The organism is Rummeliibacillus pycnus, assembly GCF_050459865.1.
Taxonomy (GTDB): domain Bacteria; phylum Bacillota; class Bacilli; order Bacillales_A; family Planococcaceae; genus Rummeliibacillus; species Rummeliibacillus pycnus_B.
Window position 1 is genome coordinate 1 of sequence record NZ_JBCMNM010000016.1, and the last position, 16,615, is coordinate 16,615.

The following is a 16,615-nucleotide window of genomic DNA, read 5'->3' on the forward strand; positions in this document are numbered from 1 at the left end:
ACTCCTTTCGCCGGCACCATGTTTTCGGAGGGGTAGCGAAGAGGCTAAACGCGGCGGACTGTAAATCCGCTCCTTCGGGTTCGGCAGTTCGAATCTGCCCCCCTCCACCATTATGGGCCTATAGCTCAGCTGGTTAGAGCGCACGCCTGATAAGCGTGAGGTCGATGGTTCGAGTCCATTTAGGCCCACCATAACATGATTCCGAAGTAGCTCAGTTGGTAGCAGCATCTGACTGTTAATCAGAGGGTCGCAGGTTCGAGTCCTGCCTTCGGAGCCATGGCCCCTTGGTCAAGCGGTTAAGACACCGCCCTTTCACGGCGGTAACACGAGTTCGAATCTCGTAGGGGTCATATTAAAAAATCCTTTAGAACTATTTAGTTCTAAAGGATTTTTTCTTTTTCAATCTAGTTTTAAACTTCAAGGCATTATACAAATATTGAGGCACAGAAACTATTTAGGACATAATTTTCATATTCATTCATTGAATATAGAGTTGAGAAAAATGACCCTTTAATTAAATACTTGCAATGTTTTTCAATTTGAATAAATTTCTTAATTAACAAGCCTCCGATTACTTTCATCGCAACATCATGTTTTCCCGAAAATCCAACATTATATGTGTCATATTATCATTATGACACCGTGTACTATATTTATTATCCAAAATATTGAATAATAAATATAGAAAGAAGGGATTATAGTGGCACATACCGTAAGTATTGAGAATAGTTACAGTAAGAGGGAAGAATTTTGGAATGCTCTCACTCACGCAGTTGCATTTATGCTAACAATTCCTGGGTTGATCTTACTCATTCAAAAGGCGAATGTTTCTGGATCGAAAATCGAAATGTTTAGCTACATAATATTTGGAATTTCGATGATGCTTTTATTCTTAAGTTCAACACTTTATCATAGTGTTCCTATGCGTAAAAGTTTTTTCAAAAAGATGGATCATTGTTCCATTTTCTTGTTAATTGCGGGTACATATACACCGATTGCGCTTGTAGCAGTGGGTGGTTCTACAGGCTGGACTATTTTCTGGATTGAGTGGATTTTGACCATCATAGGTATTGTCATGAAGATGTTCTTTGTATATCGATTCAAAACATTATCTTTAATTGTTTATATTGGCATGGGTTGGCTTATTGTCTTCGTCTACAAGCCACTTGTCGCTCACATCACCATTAAAGGCTTTTTAGTGCTTTTACTCGGGGGTATCATATACACAGCGGGCACATATTTTTACAAGAATAATCGTATTTCGTATAATCACGCAATTTGGCACATCTTTGTCATGGGAGGCTGTGTGGCAATGTTTGCAAGTATTTATTTTTATATTTAATTTACCCGAAATCTTAAAGCAGCGTCTTTTAGAAATGATTTCGTTAGACATAAAAAAGCACTGAACAAAAAGTCAGTGCCTTTTTACTATTAAAAATTAGTAAAGGTATTATTAGATTAACTTTCAAAGTGCTTTTAACTTTATTCTGAAGGCTCTTGCTCATTCTGCTTCTCTACAAGCATTTTTAGTAGTTCTCTTGTTGCAAAAGAGTGATAGGCGTCTTTTTTAGTGATTATGCCAAGTCTCCAGAGAAAAACATAACCTTTTATAGGAATCATTTTGACATTAGGATGGTTTTGTTTATAAAAGACTGACTTTGGCAAGAGGGCAATGCCCATTCTAGCTGAGATGAGTTCTGTGATTAAATCCCATTGAGAGGTCTTGTATGAAACATTTGGTTCAAATCCATTTTCTTTACAAGCATTTATGACAGAATCATGTAATGTAAAATCATCTGAAAATAGGATGAAATTTTCATTTTTTAATTCACTAATATACAATGCCTCTTTACTAGCAAGTGGATGGTCATCATAAATAATCACTACAAATTCTTCTGAAATAAACGGGTAAACATTTAGTTTTTCCTCATCGACAGGCAATACACTAATCCCCAAATCAACTTTGCCATCTTCAACAAGATGGACAATTCGTTTAGCACCTAATTCGACAAGCTGAAGCCAAACTTTTGGATATTTTGAATGAAACTGAAGAGCCATATTAGGGAAAACGACCGTACCTACAAATGGGGGTATGCCTATTTTTATTTTTCCTGTTTTAACATTTCTAAGTTCATCTAATAGCATCTTTAGCTCAGAAAGGGATTCTAACGACTTTTGACCTTGTTGATATACTATTTTTCCGGAATCTGTAAGATTAAGGTGTCGTGTAGAGCGATCAAACAGCTCTACCTGTAATTCTTCCTCAAGTTTTTTGACAACTTTACTTAGTGACGGCTGCGATAAGTAAGTATGTTCAGCAGCTTTTGTAAAACTTTGATGGTCCGCTACTTTCATAAATAACTGTATCTCGCGTAAATTCATATATTCCCCTCCGATTTATTCACTATATTCATGCTATTTATTCTAATTATGAATTTTACTTATAAAAATACAGATTGTAAACTAAAATTATGTAGTAATCAGAATTTTAGAAACATTGCAAAGGGGTAGTTATATGAAGAAAAGTAAAGTGATGAATTCATTTTTGGAAGCGGTTTCTGACATTGAAGATGGCTCTACTTTAATTGTTGGGGGCTTCGGGCTTTCTGGAATTCCTGAATATTCTATACAAGCACTTAAAGAACAAGGAACAAAAGATTTGACCATTGTTAGCAATAATTGCGGAGTGGATGATTGGGGATTGGGATTATTACTAGCAAATCATCAAATTAAGAAAATGATCGCCTCATATGTAGGTGAAAATAAAATATTCGAACAACAATTTTTAAGCGGTGAATTAGAAGTTGAATTGGTTCCACAAGGTACTCTTGCAGAAAGAATTCGTGCTGGTGGTGCAGGAATTCCAGGGTTCTATACTGCAACAGGAGTTGGTACCCCAATAGCTGAAGGTAAAGAAACAAAGGATTTTGAAGGAAAAACATATCTTCTTGAACATGGGATTGTTGGAGATTTTGCACTTGTTAAGGCTTGGAAAGCAGATACACTTGGAAATTTAGTATTCCGAAAAACTGCTCGTAATTTTAATCCAATTGCAGCTATGGCAGGGAAAATAACAATTGCAGAAGTAGAGGAAATTGTTGAACCAGGTGAATTAGATCCTGATGAAATTCATTTACCAGGTATTTATGTACAACGACTATTACTTGGAACTGGTTATCATAAACGTATTGAGAAGCTCACAGTTGTAAAAGCTTAATATTTTTATAGAATGGAGTGTCGAAGATGAATGATACACATCTTAAAATTGTGAAAAGAGCCGTTATGGAAGTAGAAGATGGTATGAATGTAAATCTTGGTATTGGTATACCAACACTTGTTGCGAATGAAATTCCGACTAATTTCAATGTTTTACTTCAATCTGAAAATGGTCTTCTCGGCATTGGTCCCTATCCAATTGAAGGAATGGAAGATCCTGATTTAATCAACGCTGGCAAAGAAACAGTTACAGCTGTGCCAGGTGCTTCTTTTTTTGATAGTGCAGAATCATTTGCCATGATCCGAGGAGGACACATAGATTTAGCCATTCTAGGTGGAATGGAAGTATCTGAACAAGGGGATTTAGCTAATTGGATGATCCCTGGAAAAATGGTGAAAGGGATGGGCGGGGCAATGGACCTTGTGAACGGTGCGAAAAAGGTAATTGTCATAATGGAGCACGTAAATAAGCATGGTGAGTCAAAAGTTAAAAAAGAATGTACATTACCTCTAACTGGGAAACAAGTTGTACAGCGATTAATTACTGATTTAGCCGTTTTCGACTTTACTCCGAATGGGATGATTCTAGTCGAAACACAAGAAGGAGTTTCTATTGAAGAAGTAAAGGAAAAGACAGAAGCTTCTTTTACAATATCTTCTGAGTTAATTGTCGCACGATGATTTTTATATAAAAGAACTATAGATTGAGGATGTTGATTAAAGCTATTCGGATAAAGTTTTGTTAGGTTTTCTTTTTAGAAGAGAACAATTATAACTTTTGAAAATGACATTATTAATCTTATTAAATTTCTAATTTTTGTATGAATTAAGTTTGAACAAAGGGGATAGACATATGCGAGATGTTGTTATTGTAAGTGCTGTTAGAACTGCCCTCGGTAGCTTTATGGGGGCTTTACATAATACACCTGCTACAGAATTAGGGGCAATTGTAATAAAAGAAGCTATAAATCGTGCAGGGATTCAAGGAGAACAAGTGGACGAAGTAATCATGGGGAATGTTCTTCAGGCTGGTCTTGGTCAAGGACCTGCTCGACAAGCTGCACTTAAAGCGGGGTTACCTATTGAAGTGACTTCTATGGCGATTAATAAATTATGTGGATCTGGGTTGAAAGCTGTACATCTTGCTACGCAAGCTATTCAAACAGGTGATGCTGACGTTGTAGTAGCAGGTGGAATGGAAAATATGAGCATGGCACCTTACCTACTAACAAAAGGTCGCTCAGGTTATCGTATGGGCGATGGGAAAATCCATGACAGTATGATTTTAGATGGTTTACAATGCTCTGTTAATTCTTATCACATGGGGATCACTGCTGAAAATATAGCAGAAAAATACAATATAAGTAAAGAAGAGCAAGATGAATTTGCTGCTTGGAGCCAACAAAAAACGGAGAAATCAATCAAAGCTGGAAAATTTAAAGCTGAGATTGTACCGATTGAGATTCCGCAACGTAAGGGAAATCCAATTATTTTTGATACAGATGAATTCCCTCGTGAAGGTGTAACTATTGATACACTTTCTAAATTAAAACCAGCCTTTAAAAAAGAAGGTACTGTAACGGCAGGCAATGCATCAGGTATTAATGATGGAGCGGCAGCATTAGTATTAATGAGTCGAGAAAAAGCAGATGAACTAGGTATTAAACCAATGGCTGTAATTCGTGGTAATGGATCTGCAGGTGTAGACCCAAAAATTATGGGGATTGGACCAGTACCAGCTACAAACAAGGCACTAAAAAAAGCAAGACTAACAATTGATGAAATAGATCTTGTTGAAGCAAACGAAGCATTTGCTGCACAATCGCTTGCAGTAGGGAGAGAGTTGAATATTCCAAGCGAAATATTGAATGTTAATGGTGGTGCAGTTGCTCTAGGTCACCCGATTGGTGCTAGCGGTGCTCGTATACTGGTCACTCTATTGTATGAAATGCAACGCCGTAATTCCCACTATGGATTAGCTACACTATGTATTGGTGGTGGTCAAGGAGTTGCGACGATTGTTGAAATGGAGAAATAACATCAGAGGAAATTTTCAGTGAAATGATTTTGTTTCTGGGCAATATTGTTCAGCATAGCAAAAACATTATACAAGAAATTAGCACAAAAAAAATGATTTTCCAAAATGGAGGAATAATATGGTAGGATCTATTACTAACTTTTTTTCAAAAATGGTTGAGCGCTATTTACCAGATCCACTCGTTTTTGCTATGATTTTAACCATTCTTATTTTTTTCCTTGGTGTTTTCATTACTCCAAGCACACCGATGGATATGGTACAAATGTGGGGAGACGGTTTCTGGGGTCTTCTTGCTTTCTCAATGCAAATGGCATTAGTACTTGTGACGGGACATGCATTAGCAAGTTCACCATTATTACGAAAATGGATGGGGAAAATTGCTTCTCTTGCGAAAACACCTGTACAAGGGGTAATGCTTGTTACGTTCATGTCTTCCTTATGCAGTATTATTAACTGGGGATTTGGATTAGTTGTAGGTGCATTATTTGCACGTGAAGTAGCACGACGTATTCCAAAAGTAGATTATCGATTATTGATTGCTAGTGCATATATAGGTTTCTTAACGTGGCATGGTGGTTTATCTGGCTCTGTTCCATTGACAGCTGCCACACCAGGAAATCCAATGGAGAAGACAGCTGGACTTATTCCGATTTCTGACACTTTGTTAACACCTTTTAATATCTTTATAACAGTAGCATTACTAATTACTTTACCGTTTTTAACTAAATTAATGATGAAGCCAGAAAACGAAATAGTAGCTATTGACCCTGAACTATTAAAAGAAGAACCACCTACAGCTAGAAAATTACCCTCTAATGCAACTATTGCTGAAAAATTAGAAGAGAGTAGAATACTAGCTTATGTAATTGGGTTATTAGGGATAGTCTATATTGTTTATTATTTCATGAAAAATGGTTTTAACATAAATATTAATATTGTTAACCTTCTTTTCTTTGTTCTTGGTATTATTCTACACGGGACACCAATGTCCTATATGCGTGCAGTTAAAGGAGCTATAGGAGGAACAGCGGGTATCTTAGTACAATTTCCGTTTTATGCAGGTATCCAAATGATGATGGAACAATCAGGATTAGGAGGAGCCATTACTAATTTCTTTATTGATATATCAAATAAAGATACATTCCCAATACTAACTTTCTTTAGTTCAGGGATTATTAATTTAGCAGTTCCATCAGGTGGTGGACATTGGGTAGTACAAGCACCGTTTGTTATCCCAGCTGCACAGGCAATGGGCGCTGACTTAGGTAAAGCCGCAATGGCAATTGCCTACGGAGAAGCTTGGATGAATATGGTTCAACCTTTCTGGGCATTACCAGCTCTAGCAATTGCAGGACTTAAAGCTCGAGATATTATGGGCTTCTGTATAACGGCACTGCTTTATTCAGGAGTTATTTTCTTAATAGGGTTATATTTCTTCTAATAGAAAAAGCACTGACCTATAAAATGAACTGATTCCACTGGGGTATACAAAATAAAAAGCATCTTTTAAGGAATTCGGGTAATGGTTACTTAATTATTCCTTTAGAGATGCTTTTTCTAATGGGGACAAGAGTAAGGTATCTGTAAGAAGTAAAAATAAAAGCAATTGAAATGTGTTTTTTACCTAATGACAATAATAATGTAAAAGTAGCGACAAACTAAAAAGCACTTACCATTCGGTAAGTGCTTGAACGTTAAAAACGTTGATAGTAAGCGATTTAATAAGCCGCCTTTGCCGTAATTTAAAATACTGAAAGTTTTAAACCACCACTCCTCAAAGTGGGTGTTCGCAGAGCATTTCATGTTCGTCCGCATTAACGTGGAACGCGGCATACCAGTCCGTACTCAATTAAAACTCCCTATTACAGCTCAAAGGTTAAAACTTTATATTATTACGAACAACGCAGCTTGTATTCTTATATTACTGCATGAATGATTAATCTGCAAGAAAGAACACTTCATATATTACGGGAATAAATGCCACTTATTTAGTGATCTAATGGCAAAAAAAACATTGATTGAATATTTAAAAAATTTTAACAAATGATTATTGTAAAGTGAATACTCTAATGTTAGAATAAACCCTATCAGCATATAGTTTATTATCCTTATAAACTAACTGTGTTTTATTGTATAGCACCTACCATACACATATATTAAGTCATTCAAAAACGGATTAATAGAAAAGATTAAATACAATGTACGCAATGCATCGAAAGGAATAGGGAGGAACTACTGTGACAAAGAGTTTCTATGAAGCAGTAGAGGGTAGACGGTCTATATATGGCTTATCTGATGATTTTGTCATTTCTGATGAACGTTTGCAAGAGGTACTACATATTGCTATAACAAGTGTACCTTCTGCATTTAATTCACAATCAGGCCGATTATTTGTTTCACTTGGGGATTATAATGAAGAATTCTGGAAGTAAGCTTTTGAAGAAATTAAAGATGGGCTAACGGAAGAAAGATATGAGCGTAATAAGAAACGCTTTGAAGGCTTTGCAAATGACCATGGAACCATTTTATTTTTTGAAGATCAGCAAGTAATTGGATCCTTCCAAGATAATTTGCTGATTTGGCAGATCAATTCCCAATTTGGTCTCATCAAGGAGTGGGAATGATTCAATATCTTGTCTGGACTACTCTAGAAAGTGAAGGATTTGGAGCAAGTTTGCAACACTATTATCCTGAATTTTCAACAACACAAAAACAACAATGGGGAATTCAAGATAGTTGGCAACTTATAGCGGAAATGCCATTTGGCTCACCAACTTTATTGCCAAATGAAAAAGAAATTCAACCAGTTGAAGAAAGAGTTATCATCGCAAAATAATTAGAAGGGAAGATGCAAAATGGCTCAACAACAGGAAGAGTTTAAAAAGGCATTAGGAAATTATCCAACAGGTGTAACGGTAGTTACAACTTTTGATAAAGAAAACAAACCAATTGGTCTAACTGTTAATTCATTTGCTTCAGTTTCACTGGATCCATTATTAATTCTGTGGTCTATTGATAAAAAATCAAAGTCGTTAGAGGATTTTATGAGCACAGAAAAATTCGCCGTAAATATTTTAGCCAGTGATCAAGAAAAACTTTGCTTCCTTTTCTCAAGTAGGGTAGTAGATCGCTTCGCACAGTGTGAATGGCAACGTTCAGTGAATAATTTGCCGATATTAGCGAATACAGCTTCAATATTAGAATGTAAAAATGTTCAGCAGATAGAAGCAGGGGATCACGTGATATTGATAGGTCAAGTTATAAATATTCTGAACGCTGACAAAGCACCATTGCTTTATCATCAACGTAGTGTTGGGGAAATTCCTAAAACCTTTTACCAAACAATATAGAACAGTTAAACTGCAAGCAATTACTTGTTAGATTGTTTGCGGTTTATTTTTGGGTAAAATAAAAAAGCATATGCCTTATTATGAAGGCTTAAGCTTCTGATAATACTTCTTCAGTCAGTGCAGTAATATCAACTGGTGTTTTTTCAGTAATGACATCTGCCAAAATAACGTTTTTAAAATAATCAACACTCGATGGTAATGGAATAACTAATAGTTTTTTAAGTCCTTCTTGATACATACTAACGAATTCTTTGTCGGTATTTCCTCGTTTAAGCTCTGCAAATGCCTCATAAAATAGATCCAGCTTATCTGCAAATTCGAGCAATCTACCTTCGACGGTTGCATCTTTTCCTTCTTTCATACGATCAAAGAATACCTCTTGGAACTCTTCTGGAATTTCGTTGAAAATAAATTTTTCCATCATTTTCTCTTCTACATGTGAAATCATTTGTTTTAACTCAGGTGATGCGTGTTTTACCGGCGTTTTAATATCACCAATAAATACTTCAGCAAAATCGTGATTGATGGTCTTTTCATATAATGATTTCCAGTTGATAATTGCACCATTCATTTCTTCAATTGTCCCAAAAAACATGGCGTATTGTGATACTTTCCAAGAATGCGCTGCTACATTATGCTCTTCAAATTTGAAGCGACCTGGGCAACGTATGATACGTTCTAAATCATTTAAACTTGTAAAAAACTTATGGATTCCTATAAAAATCCTCTCCCTTTAAACTTTTATTTATTGTATGCTACTTTACCAAGAATGTGATTAGGATGTCCACTAATTACTTCTTGATACCGTAATTATATAATATTATTCGTACACAATTTAGGTATTTACAAATAACATGGGGTATCTTTACATTGCATTTACAATACGGAAAATGTATGTTCACCTTATTGTTGATTGTTTGTATTTATGAAATACTATATTGTTGAAATAAGAAATAAAATAGAAAAGGAAGCCTATTTATGCTTTATTCAACAGTAATTTATATACATATTATAAGTGCAATTTTATCAATTGGGCCATTTTTTGTTCTCATTCCAATGCTAAAGAAAATGAAACTAGCAAAGTCACATGAAGAGATGACAGCATATGTAACTACGTTCTCACTTGCTATTCAAATAGTGAAGCATTCAGGTCATGTACTTATACTATCAGGGATATACATTTTATGGAGTGGAGGTTATTCACTCACATCCCCATTCATCTTAATGACAATTACTTTGTTAATCCTCTCACTCGTGTTCTTAGCAAGAGCCTTTAAACCAACGATGAGAACATTTAATACACCTCAATATGATCATAAATACTTTATAGATAAATTAACCAAATCGGTTTGGATCTATACAATATTATTATTAATCATGCTTTGGTTTATGGTAACGAAACCAGCTCTATGGTAAATATAAAGGGATGCCTCAAAAATAAATTCTGTGGCATCCCTTTTCAAATTGAGGGCACGGAAAACGATTGTATTACTAATTTCATATACAAACCTGCTATTAGTTATGCAGGCTTGGTGGGTAAGCCAACGAGCCTCCTCGGTCTATTCAAAATTAAAGAAGTTCAAAGCTTACTTTTCTAACTCCTGAATTAATGGTTTTGCAAGTTCTGTAGCTGTTTTTCCTACTTTTTTATGGTCCTCAACAACAGATAATACCAAGAATTCATGGTTTGCTTTCGTATCAAATGCAACGATAAAGCTATTTTCTTGGCCTTCAGTTCCTTGGGTTTGTTTTAATTCGGCTGTCCCTGTTTTAGCTGCCAAAGTAGGGCTAATTCCATTTAAGCTATGTGCCGTACCATTTGCATTTTGTATAACTTGCATCATTGCATTTTTGACGATTTTGGCTGATGTTGCACTGACAGCATCTTTTGTCTTTGTTTTTTGTTCTTTTAATAAATGTGCATAAACAACTTTTCCGTTATTTGCAAAAGCACTATACGTAATAGCTTGTTGAATTGGGGACATCAATACTTGGCCTTGTCCATAGGCTGTATCAGCTAAAAGGATATCGGATTTAAAGGATTCTTTGTTTGAAATTTGGGCGGGATTCATATCAAATGGTAAATCTAATTTTTCACCGAATATAAATTTATTGAATCCTTTTCGTAATACATCTTCGCCCATTTCTAACGCTTCTTGTGCAAAGAAAATATTATCTGAGTAAACCAAGGCTGTTTGCAAATTTACTTTTGGAACATTTGATACACGTGTTACAAAATAATTGCCCCAAGATTTATCCTTTTGCCATTTTAGTCCATTGATTGTACGAACTTTTTTGGTTGTTAAAGTACCTGCATCAAGTGCAACGCTTGCTGTAACAGTTTTCAGCGTAGAGCCAGGTGCAAATCGTTGTGTAAAACGATTCGTAAATGGTTTTTGTTCATCATTTAAATAGGCGTCGTATTCTTTTTGCGAAATGCCTCGAATCATTTTGTTTGGATCATAGGAAGGCTTGCTCACTAGTGCAAGTAGCTCGCCAGTTTTAGGTTGCATGATGACAGAGGCACCCGCAGCGTTCTGAAGTACATCATACGCTTTTAATTGTGTATCAGAATCTATTGTTAATTGAATATCTTTACCGTCTTCACGATAGGCTTCAAGTAATACTTCTTTGACTTTACCATCTTGATCTATTAAAGAAATTTTACCGCCATTTTTACCACGTAATTCTTTATCATAAGCTCTTTCTAAGCCGCTTTTACCGATAACTGCATTGGCAGAAAGAGTTGCATCTTTTTTAAGATCTTCTTGCGTTACTTTCCCTGTATAACCAATCATTGTTGAAGCCGCTTCTGCAAGGGGATAGTAACGGATATTCACTGCTTGATACTGTACACCCGTCATCTTCTTTATTTTTGCATTATCAATTACTTTTAATGGAACAAATAAATCTTCTTTAACCCATTTTTGATTAAGCCTTGCTTCGATATCTTTAAGGGACATATCAAATTGTTTTGCAATTGCATTTAAATTTTCTTCTTTCTTCGGTCCTTCTCCAAGTTCTTTTGGAATAATTCCAACTTGTCGAAATTGAGCATTTGTTGCGAGTTCATTGCCATGTTTATCAAGAATTTTGCCTCGAATAGCGTCCTCTTCTATATAAGAAATTTTATCGGTTGCTTCCATGTGCGGGAAAATCAGTTCTGGGTTCCAGTCAACAACAAAGTCCTTGCCTTGTTTTATAAGTTTTCCTTTATAAGAAAGAGTAGGCATGTTGCCAAGGGCTGTTGCTAAATTCAATTTATAAGTAAATTCGTATTGACCTCTTTTAATCTTAGAAATAGCGAAGTTACTAGCCCTCACATTTTCTGCACCAATGCCATTAAAAATATTTGCATATTTATTAATCAGTGTTTGCTTGTCATATTTGTATTTGATTAGTGCATCATTGGATACAAGTGAAGGTAATTGTTCAAATTGTTGTTCGGTTATGGTTTTAACAAATTTTTTTGCTTTTTGTTCAGCCTTTTGTTCATCATTTTGCTGTGCCATATAATAAGAGCCACCAAATATAGCAATGATAACTACTACAATAATGCTAATTAGTAGTGATTTTCTTTTCAAGTTTAATCCCCCTCCTTATAGTTATTATCAATTAAGTATAGCTAAAAGTATAATAGAAAGAATTATTAATGGTAAAATGAAAGAAAATGCCAATGTTAACAGTAGAAAGAGGATACTTTATGAGGAAAAACAGAATAGGGCTTATCCTGATAGCGGTTGTGCTCATTGTTTTAGGGTGGACAGCGTATAAAGAAAAAGAGCATAAGCAACAAATAAATGTGATTATTAATGAACAACAAGCCGTCAATCAAATCGAGGTAAAAAATAATATAGACAAAATTGTTTTTTCTACAAAAAAGGAAGCAGATAAATATAAGGAGCAATATCCATTAAGCCATATTGAGAAATTAGAAAAGGTTGACCGTAAATTATTTGCGGATAATCCGGATTATACAATTACTTATAAAAAGGGAGATACCGAACTTTATTCAGTTGAAATATTACGTCTAACAAGCAAAAATCAATCTGTTTCTAAGCAAATACAGCCGTTTTTGTTTGATGTAAAAGGTAAAACCTATATAATCTATTGGCCTGAACAAAATAAAGTTTTTGAGCAATCAGAGAATACACAAAAATTATTAAGCGATTTGAAATGAAAGAACAATTTAAGTAGTTCCCATTCAAACATATAAATGAAAAAGAAAAAGTATGATGCTTGGATAAGATATCCTCAATTGCATCATGCTTTTTCTTTGTTTTTACACTTCAGGAGCTGTAAATGTACGTCCAGCTAATTCAGCATCTAACATAAAGATGGCATTAGAATCATTTACGATCCGTTCGAATTTATGGATAAGTGTATCTATTGTGGCTTCTTCTTCAACTTGTTCGTCGATGAACCATTTTAAGAATGCCATAGTCGCATGTTCGCGTTCATCTAGTGCAATATCAGAAAGTTCATAGATTCGACGAGTTACTTCTTTTTCATGTAAAAGTGCAATTTTAAATGATTCTAAAACAGATGAAAAATCATTTTCTGGACTTTCAAATCCTTGGATTGTGGCACGATAGCCCATATCATTTATAAAGTTATACAATTTCATCGCGTGGAATCGCTCTTCTTCAGCTTGTACTAAAAAGAAGTTTGCAAAACCATCATAGTTTTCACTAGTGCAATACGCTGCCATTGCTAAATAAGTATGTGCTGAATAAAATTCAAAGTTCATTTGATCGTTTAGTGCATTGTGTAGAGTTTCGGATAACATGGATTTTCCTCCTTGGATTAGCTAATTCTATTAATTCATCATGCTTCTAGTATACAACTGATGTAAAAGTTCATTCAAAAAAATATTGAATAGTTATCGAATTTTGTATGATTTTTGTACATTTTCATATATTCTGAAGCCAAATCCCATCAATAATTGCTATTATTTGTATGGATTTTATCAAAAAAAATTTCCTGAGAAATAATTATGTCGATATTAGTCTAATGGAAAAGTTGATGTAAATTCTGATACAAGTTATCTAGGTTGTTTGAATAGGAAGTGCTAGTAATTAAACTTCTTCTCGAGGATTTTTGATGCACGCAGACTTTGCTATAATAGAAACAACTAAAAGGCGGTGAGTAGTAATCGTGACAAAATGGTATAGTGTCTTTCCAAAAAATCCAGTGATGAGTTGGGTAGCATGGATTGCTTTTTGCTTTATCCCGTTTTATTTAATTTTTCATTCATCATCAAAGCTTGAAGGATCTATTGCTCTTGCAGTTTTAATCATGTATTTAATATGCTTCCGCTTTGCCTATAGCGCTACAAATGGGCTTGTATATATGTGGATTGCTTTCGGTATGATGATCAATGCTGTGATGACAGTATTATTTGGATATATATATTTTTCCTTTTTTACAGCATTTTCTATAGGGAAAATCCACCATACAGTAGGATTTTACATTATGTATGGTCTTCATATTGCGATGACTGTTGGCGCAGTTATTGGTGGGTTCTTTATCGAGACAGATTTGTTCGTTCAAGAGCTTCCTTTAATAGTAGTGATTTTGTTTAGTGCAATTTTGGGGCCATTTTATCTTTATAGTGAAAGTAAGAGTAAAAAACTTGAAGGTGCATTAGAAACAGCAAACGCACGAATTTCAGAATTAAGCGTATATGAAGAAAGACAACGAATTGCAAGAGATTTACATGATACGTTAGGACAAAAACTGTCCATGATTGGCCTGAAAAGCGATTTGGCTGTTCGTTTAGTAGAAAAGGATCCAAAAGCGGCTATTCAAGAACTACAAGATATTCGGCAGACCTCAAGTATTGCATTGAAAGAAGTACGTGAAATGGTATCGAATATGAAGAATGTTAAGTTACAAGAAGAACTAATGCATGTGCAGCAAATAATTAACGCAGCCGGTATAAAATTAACCATCGAAGGAAATCCACAGTTTGATAAGTTACCAACAATGCTTAGCAACTCATTGAGTATGTGTTTAAAAGAAGCAGTCAATAATGTAGTGCGTCATAGTCAGGCTACAGAATGTACAATAGCTATTTTGCAAACTGCTGATTTTATAGAAATGATTATTTGGGATAATGGGATTGGGCTATCAAATAACTGTAAAAAGCCCTCGAGCAATGGATTAAACGGTATGAGAGAACGCGTAGAATTTGTAAACGGTGAGTTAGAAGTACAAAGTCATAATGGAACAAAAGTAAGAATTACCGTTCCGATTGTTATTGCTCATAAGAATAATTGATTCTGAATTCTGGGTACTGAAAAAGTGTTTAAATACAAATTTTTATAGTAGTAGTCTGGTTTATACATGATGTGGAATTAGCTTCGCTTTCCGCGGGCGAACTGACGAGCCTCCTCGCTGCGCTGTGGGGTCTCGTCTAGCTCGCTTTCCCGCAGGAGTCTTCGCTAATTCCACATCAATATAGATAGTTATACAAGTTTTTATCTATTTGTACTTTTTAAGTGCCTTCAACATATTGACGAGGAGATTGAAGCAAAGCCCGTGGAAAGCGCCTGTCTGTAGCGGAACATTCAAATCTGATCATTAAAGTGCAACAAATTCGATCATGTCAGCTTTGTTCGTCTATTTAAATAGATCAATATGAATAATCTAAGCAATAACATTTTTTCAGAGCTTACTTTTCGCAGAAAAAAATATAGGCATAGAAGAGGTATCCAAAAGTTTCTTTGAATACCTTTTTTTCTGCTTTAGGATTATGTTTTCTTTTTAAGGTTAAAAATTCACTAAAAAGAAAAGGATTCATTTTGATTGATGTCGAAATGTAAATAGTGTAAAGATTATTTTATACAGAAAGGTTGAATGTGGCATGTATAAGGACGATATTAAAGCAATTCAAGATGATTATGCGGACGATTTTGCTTGGTGTTATGGATGCGGCCGTCTAAATGATGAGGGCATTCATGTTAGAACTGTTTGGGAAAAGGACCAAACAATTTCCTACATTCATCCGGACAAAAAGTTTACTGCAATACCAGGTTTTGTGTATGGAGGTTTTTTAGCCTCTTTTATAGATTGCCACGGTACTGGGTCAGCTTCATTAGCATTGCACCGAAAAAATGGTCACGAACCAGGTGTTGGAGTAGAACCACCACGCTTCGTTACGGCCTCTTTACATGTTGACTATCTAATGCCAACGCCACAAGGGGTGCTTTTAAAGGCGATTGGTAAGGTTGAAGAGATTCATCCTAAGAAATTTAAAGTGATGATTCAAGTTTTTGCAAATGATCTTCATGTAGCAAATGCTGAAGTAGTAGCTGTTGTCATGCCTAAAAGCTTTTTGAAAAGCTAGGTAAAAATTTAGTTTAAAATTAATTCTTGAGCAAGTCATTTTTGAAAATACTATTTCAAAATTTCAGACATAATGAAGCGCTTGACATCAGTCTGATTTAACACAAGGGAGAGATGGCGAATGTTTAATCCACAAGATTTTGGTGAAAAATTAAAAGAGTTACGTATTCAAAATGGGTATTCCATGCTATCGTTAGGAAAAGCAATTGGTACATCTGCAAGCCGTATTAAAAGTTGGGAAATGGGAGAAAGTGTACCATCCGCAAGCTGGATCGTTAAACTTAGCAATATCCTACAAGTATCTGCTGATGAATTGTTACTCAATATGCTAGAAGAAATACCATCAAAAGGGGAAAAGGTGTTTCCTAAAAAGCGCAATGCTATTTTAAATGATTTAAGTGTTTTATTACATGAACTAGATAAAAAAGACTTATGGGAACTTTATACTTTAGCTGAACTAAAAGCAATGCAAAAAGAAGTCTCTTTATAGAAGTAAAATTGATAATTTTAATAGTAAATAGAGCGAAGTTTTTCGTTTCTAATTAGATACTGGACTGATAACGTTATAATAATTTAATCGTGAGGAGTTATACAAAAGGTTTTCTTTTGTATAACTCTTTTTTGTATTTTAAGTGGGGGTGAATGCTCGATACGGAAGAGG

At 35.0% G+C, this 16,615-nt stretch carries 17 protein-coding genes, 4 tRNA genes and 1 other RNA gene; 17 read left to right on the forward strand and 5 right to left on the reverse strand.

The genetic code is table 11. From position 1 onward, the window contains the following. Nucleotides 1–26: 26 nt before the first annotated feature. The 5 genes from ABE048_RS03795 (at nt 27) to trhA (ending at nt 1,342) form a co-directional block, all read left to right on the forward strand. Nucleotides 27–110, forward strand: a tRNA-Tyr gene (locus tag ABE048_RS03795). Between the two features lie 4 nt (nt 111–114). Next, nucleotides 115–191 (forward strand) — tRNA-Ile (locus tag ABE048_RS03800). A gap of 9 nt (nt 192–200) precedes the next feature. After that, a tRNA-Asn gene (locus tag ABE048_RS03805) sits at nt 201–277 on the forward strand. 1 nt (nt 278) lies between these two features. Beyond that, a tRNA-Glu gene (locus ABE048_RS03810) sits at nt 279–350 on the forward strand. 350 nt (nt 351–700) lie between these two features. Then, entirely contained in the window at nt 701–1,342 is a 642-nt protein-coding gene (trhA, locus tag ABE048_RS03815; protein ID WP_430309235.1) for a PAQR family membrane homeostasis protein TrhA, read from the forward strand. A gap of 140 nt (nt 1,343–1,482) precedes the next feature. Here trhA and ABE048_RS03820 read toward each other — a convergent pair whose 3' ends face one another. Beyond that, nucleotides 1,483–2,382 (reverse strand): LysR family transcriptional regulator, encoded by a 900-nt coding sequence (locus tag ABE048_RS03820; protein ID WP_430309237.1) that lies wholly within the window; start codon nt 2,380–2,382, stop codon nt 1,483–1,485. Between the two features lie 133 nt (nt 2,383–2,515). Here ABE048_RS03820 and ABE048_RS03825 point away from each other — a divergent pair, with 133 nt between their 5' ends. From ABE048_RS03825 to ABE048_RS03840, 4 genes are all read left to right on the forward strand, one after another. Next, nucleotides 2,516–3,217, forward strand: coding sequence for a CoA transferase subunit A (locus ABE048_RS03825; RefSeq protein WP_430309238.1), 702 nt, complete (start codon nt 2,516–2,518; stop codon nt 3,215–3,217). Nucleotides 3,218–3,243: 26 nt separating this feature from the next. Beyond that, nucleotides 3,244–3,897 carry a 3-oxoacid CoA-transferase subunit B gene (locus tag ABE048_RS03830; RefSeq protein WP_430309240.1) on the forward strand — a complete coding sequence of 218 codons (654 nt, stop codon included), beginning with the start codon at nt 3,244–3,246 and terminating at the stop codon, nt 3,895–3,897. A 172-nt stretch (nt 3,898–4,069) separates the two neighbouring features. Continuing rightward, the gene (locus ABE048_RS03835; protein WP_430309241.1) at nt 4,070–5,254 is read left to right on the forward strand and encodes an acetyl-CoA C-acetyltransferase; all 1,185 of its coding nucleotides are present in this window, start codon (nt 4,070–4,072) and stop codon (nt 5,252–5,254) included. A gap of 118 nt (nt 5,255–5,372) precedes the next feature. Beyond that, nucleotides 5,373–6,695, forward strand: coding sequence for a TIGR00366 family protein (locus ABE048_RS03840; protein WP_430309242.1), 1,323 nt, complete (start codon nt 5,373–5,375; stop codon nt 6,693–6,695). A 278-nt stretch (nt 6,696–6,973) separates the two neighbouring features. Here ABE048_RS03840 and ssrS read toward each other — a convergent pair. Further along, nucleotides 6,974–7,167, reverse strand: a non-coding RNA gene (gene ssrS, locus ABE048_RS03845) — 6S RNA. A 324-nt stretch (nt 7,168–7,491) separates the two neighbouring features. Here ssrS and ABE048_RS03850 point away from each other — a divergent pair. The 3 genes from ABE048_RS03850 (at nt 7,492) to ABE048_RS03860 (ending at nt 8,604) form a co-directional block, all read left to right on the forward strand. Next, complete coding sequence (locus ABE048_RS03850; RefSeq protein WP_430309244.1) at nt 7,492–7,686, forward strand: nitroreductase family protein; 195 nt, start codon at nt 7,492–7,494, stop codon at nt 7,684–7,686. A 188-nt stretch (nt 7,687–7,874) separates the two neighbouring features. Further along, entirely contained in the window at nt 7,875–8,090 is a 216-nt protein-coding gene (locus tag ABE048_RS03855) for a hypothetical protein (protein ID WP_430309245.1), read from the forward strand. A gap of 19 nt (nt 8,091–8,109) precedes the next feature. Further along, on the forward strand, nt 8,110–8,604 hold the full coding sequence (locus ABE048_RS03860) for a flavin reductase family protein (protein WP_430309246.1): 495 nt from the start codon (nt 8,110–8,112) through the stop codon (nt 8,602–8,604). Nucleotides 8,605–8,692: 88 nt separating this feature from the next. On the opposite strand, the gene ABE048_RS03865 is transcribed toward ABE048_RS03860, so the two are convergent. Beyond that, the gene (locus ABE048_RS03865) at nt 8,693–9,322 is read right to left on the reverse strand and encodes a YfbR-like 5'-deoxynucleotidase (protein WP_430309307.1); all 630 of its coding nucleotides are present in this window, start codon (nt 9,320–9,322) and stop codon (nt 8,693–8,695) included. Nucleotides 9,323–9,582: 260 nt separating this feature from the next. On the opposite strand from ABE048_RS03865, the gene ABE048_RS03870 reads away from it, so the two are divergent. Continuing rightward, the gene (locus tag ABE048_RS03870) at nt 9,583–10,020 is read left to right on the forward strand and encodes a hypothetical protein (RefSeq protein ID WP_430309247.1); all 438 of its coding nucleotides are present in this window, start codon (nt 9,583–9,585) and stop codon (nt 10,018–10,020) included. Between the two features lie 170 nt (nt 10,021–10,190). Here the strand turns inward: ABE048_RS03870 and ABE048_RS03875 are convergent, their stop codons facing one another. Beyond that, nucleotides 10,191–12,188 carry a penicillin-binding transpeptidase domain-containing protein gene (locus ABE048_RS03875; protein WP_430309249.1) on the reverse strand — a complete coding sequence of 666 codons (1,998 nt, stop codon included), beginning with the start codon at nt 12,186–12,188 and terminating at the stop codon, nt 10,191–10,193. Nucleotides 12,189–12,280: 92 nt separating this feature from the next. On the opposite strand from ABE048_RS03875, the gene ABE048_RS03880 reads away from it, so the two are divergent. Next, nucleotides 12,281–12,784: a hypothetical protein gene (locus tag ABE048_RS03880; protein WP_430309250.1), complete on the forward strand. Its 504-nt coding sequence runs from the start codon at nt 12,281–12,283 to the stop codon at nt 12,782–12,784. A 102-nt stretch (nt 12,785–12,886) separates the two neighbouring features. Here the strand turns inward: ABE048_RS03880 and ABE048_RS03885 are convergent, their stop codons facing one another. Further along, the gene (locus ABE048_RS03885) at nt 12,887–13,393 is read right to left on the reverse strand and encodes a ferritin (protein ID WP_430309251.1); all 507 of its coding nucleotides are present in this window, start codon (nt 13,391–13,393) and stop codon (nt 12,887–12,889) included. 368 nt (nt 13,394–13,761) lie between these two features. On the opposite strand from ABE048_RS03885, the gene ABE048_RS03890 reads away from it, so the two are divergent. From ABE048_RS03890 to ABE048_RS03900, 3 genes are all read left to right on the forward strand, one after another. Beyond that, on the forward strand, nt 13,762–14,886 hold the full coding sequence (locus tag ABE048_RS03890) for a sensor histidine kinase (RefSeq protein ID WP_430309252.1): 1,125 nt from the start codon (nt 13,762–13,764) through the stop codon (nt 14,884–14,886). A gap of 586 nt (nt 14,887–15,472) precedes the next feature. Further along, the gene (locus ABE048_RS03895) at nt 15,473–15,955 is read left to right on the forward strand and encodes a PaaI family thioesterase (RefSeq protein WP_430309253.1); all 483 of its coding nucleotides are present in this window, start codon (nt 15,473–15,475) and stop codon (nt 15,953–15,955) included. A 120-nt stretch (nt 15,956–16,075) separates the two neighbouring features. Beyond that, a complete protein-coding gene (locus ABE048_RS03900) occupies nt 16,076–16,444 on the forward strand; it encodes a helix-turn-helix domain-containing protein (protein WP_430309254.1) in 369 nt (122 codons plus the stop codon). The last annotated feature ends 171 nt before the right edge of the window (nt 16,445–16,615 follow it).

Excerpts from the sequence above, each read along its gene's own strand:
- ABE048_RS03820 (WP_430309237.1), bottom strand. The coding sequence starts at position 2,382 with ATGAATTTACGCGAGATACAGTTATTTATGAAAGTAGCGGACCATCAA.
- ABE048_RS03825 (WP_430309238.1), top strand. The coding sequence starts at position 2,516 with ATGAAGAAAAGTAAAGTGATGAATTCATTTTTGGAAGCGGTTTCTGAC.
- ABE048_RS03830 (WP_430309240.1), top strand. The coding sequence starts at position 3,244 with ATGAATGATACACATCTTAAAATTGTGAAAAGAGCCGTTATGGAAGTA.
- ABE048_RS03835 (WP_430309241.1), top strand. The coding sequence starts at position 4,070 with ATGCGAGATGTTGTTATTGTAAGTGCTGTTAGAACTGCCCTCGGTAGC.
- ABE048_RS03840 (WP_430309242.1), top strand. The coding sequence starts at position 5,373 with ATGGTAGGATCTATTACTAACTTTTTTTCAAAAATGGTTGAGCGCTAT.
- ABE048_RS03855 (WP_430309245.1), top strand. The coding sequence starts at position 7,875 with ATGATTCAATATCTTGTCTGGACTACTCTAGAAAGTGAAGGATTTGGA.
- ABE048_RS03860 (WP_430309246.1), top strand. The coding sequence starts at position 8,110 with ATGGCTCAACAACAGGAAGAGTTTAAAAAGGCATTAGGAAATTATCCA.
- ABE048_RS03870 (WP_430309247.1), top strand. The coding sequence starts at position 9,583 with ATGCTTTATTCAACAGTAATTTATATACATATTATAAGTGCAATTTTA.
- ABE048_RS03880 (WP_430309250.1), top strand. The coding sequence starts at position 12,281 with ATGTTAACAGTAGAAAGAGGATACTTTATGAGGAAAAACAGAATAGGG.
- ABE048_RS03885 (WP_430309251.1), bottom strand. The coding sequence starts at position 13,393 with ATGTTATCCGAAACTCTACACAATGCACTAAACGATCAAATGAACTTT.
- ABE048_RS03895 (WP_430309253.1), top strand. The coding sequence starts at position 15,473 with ATGTATAAGGACGATATTAAAGCAATTCAAGATGATTATGCGGACGAT.
- ABE048_RS03900 (WP_430309254.1), top strand. The coding sequence starts at position 16,076 with ATGTTTAATCCACAAGATTTTGGTGAAAAATTAAAAGAGTTACGTATT.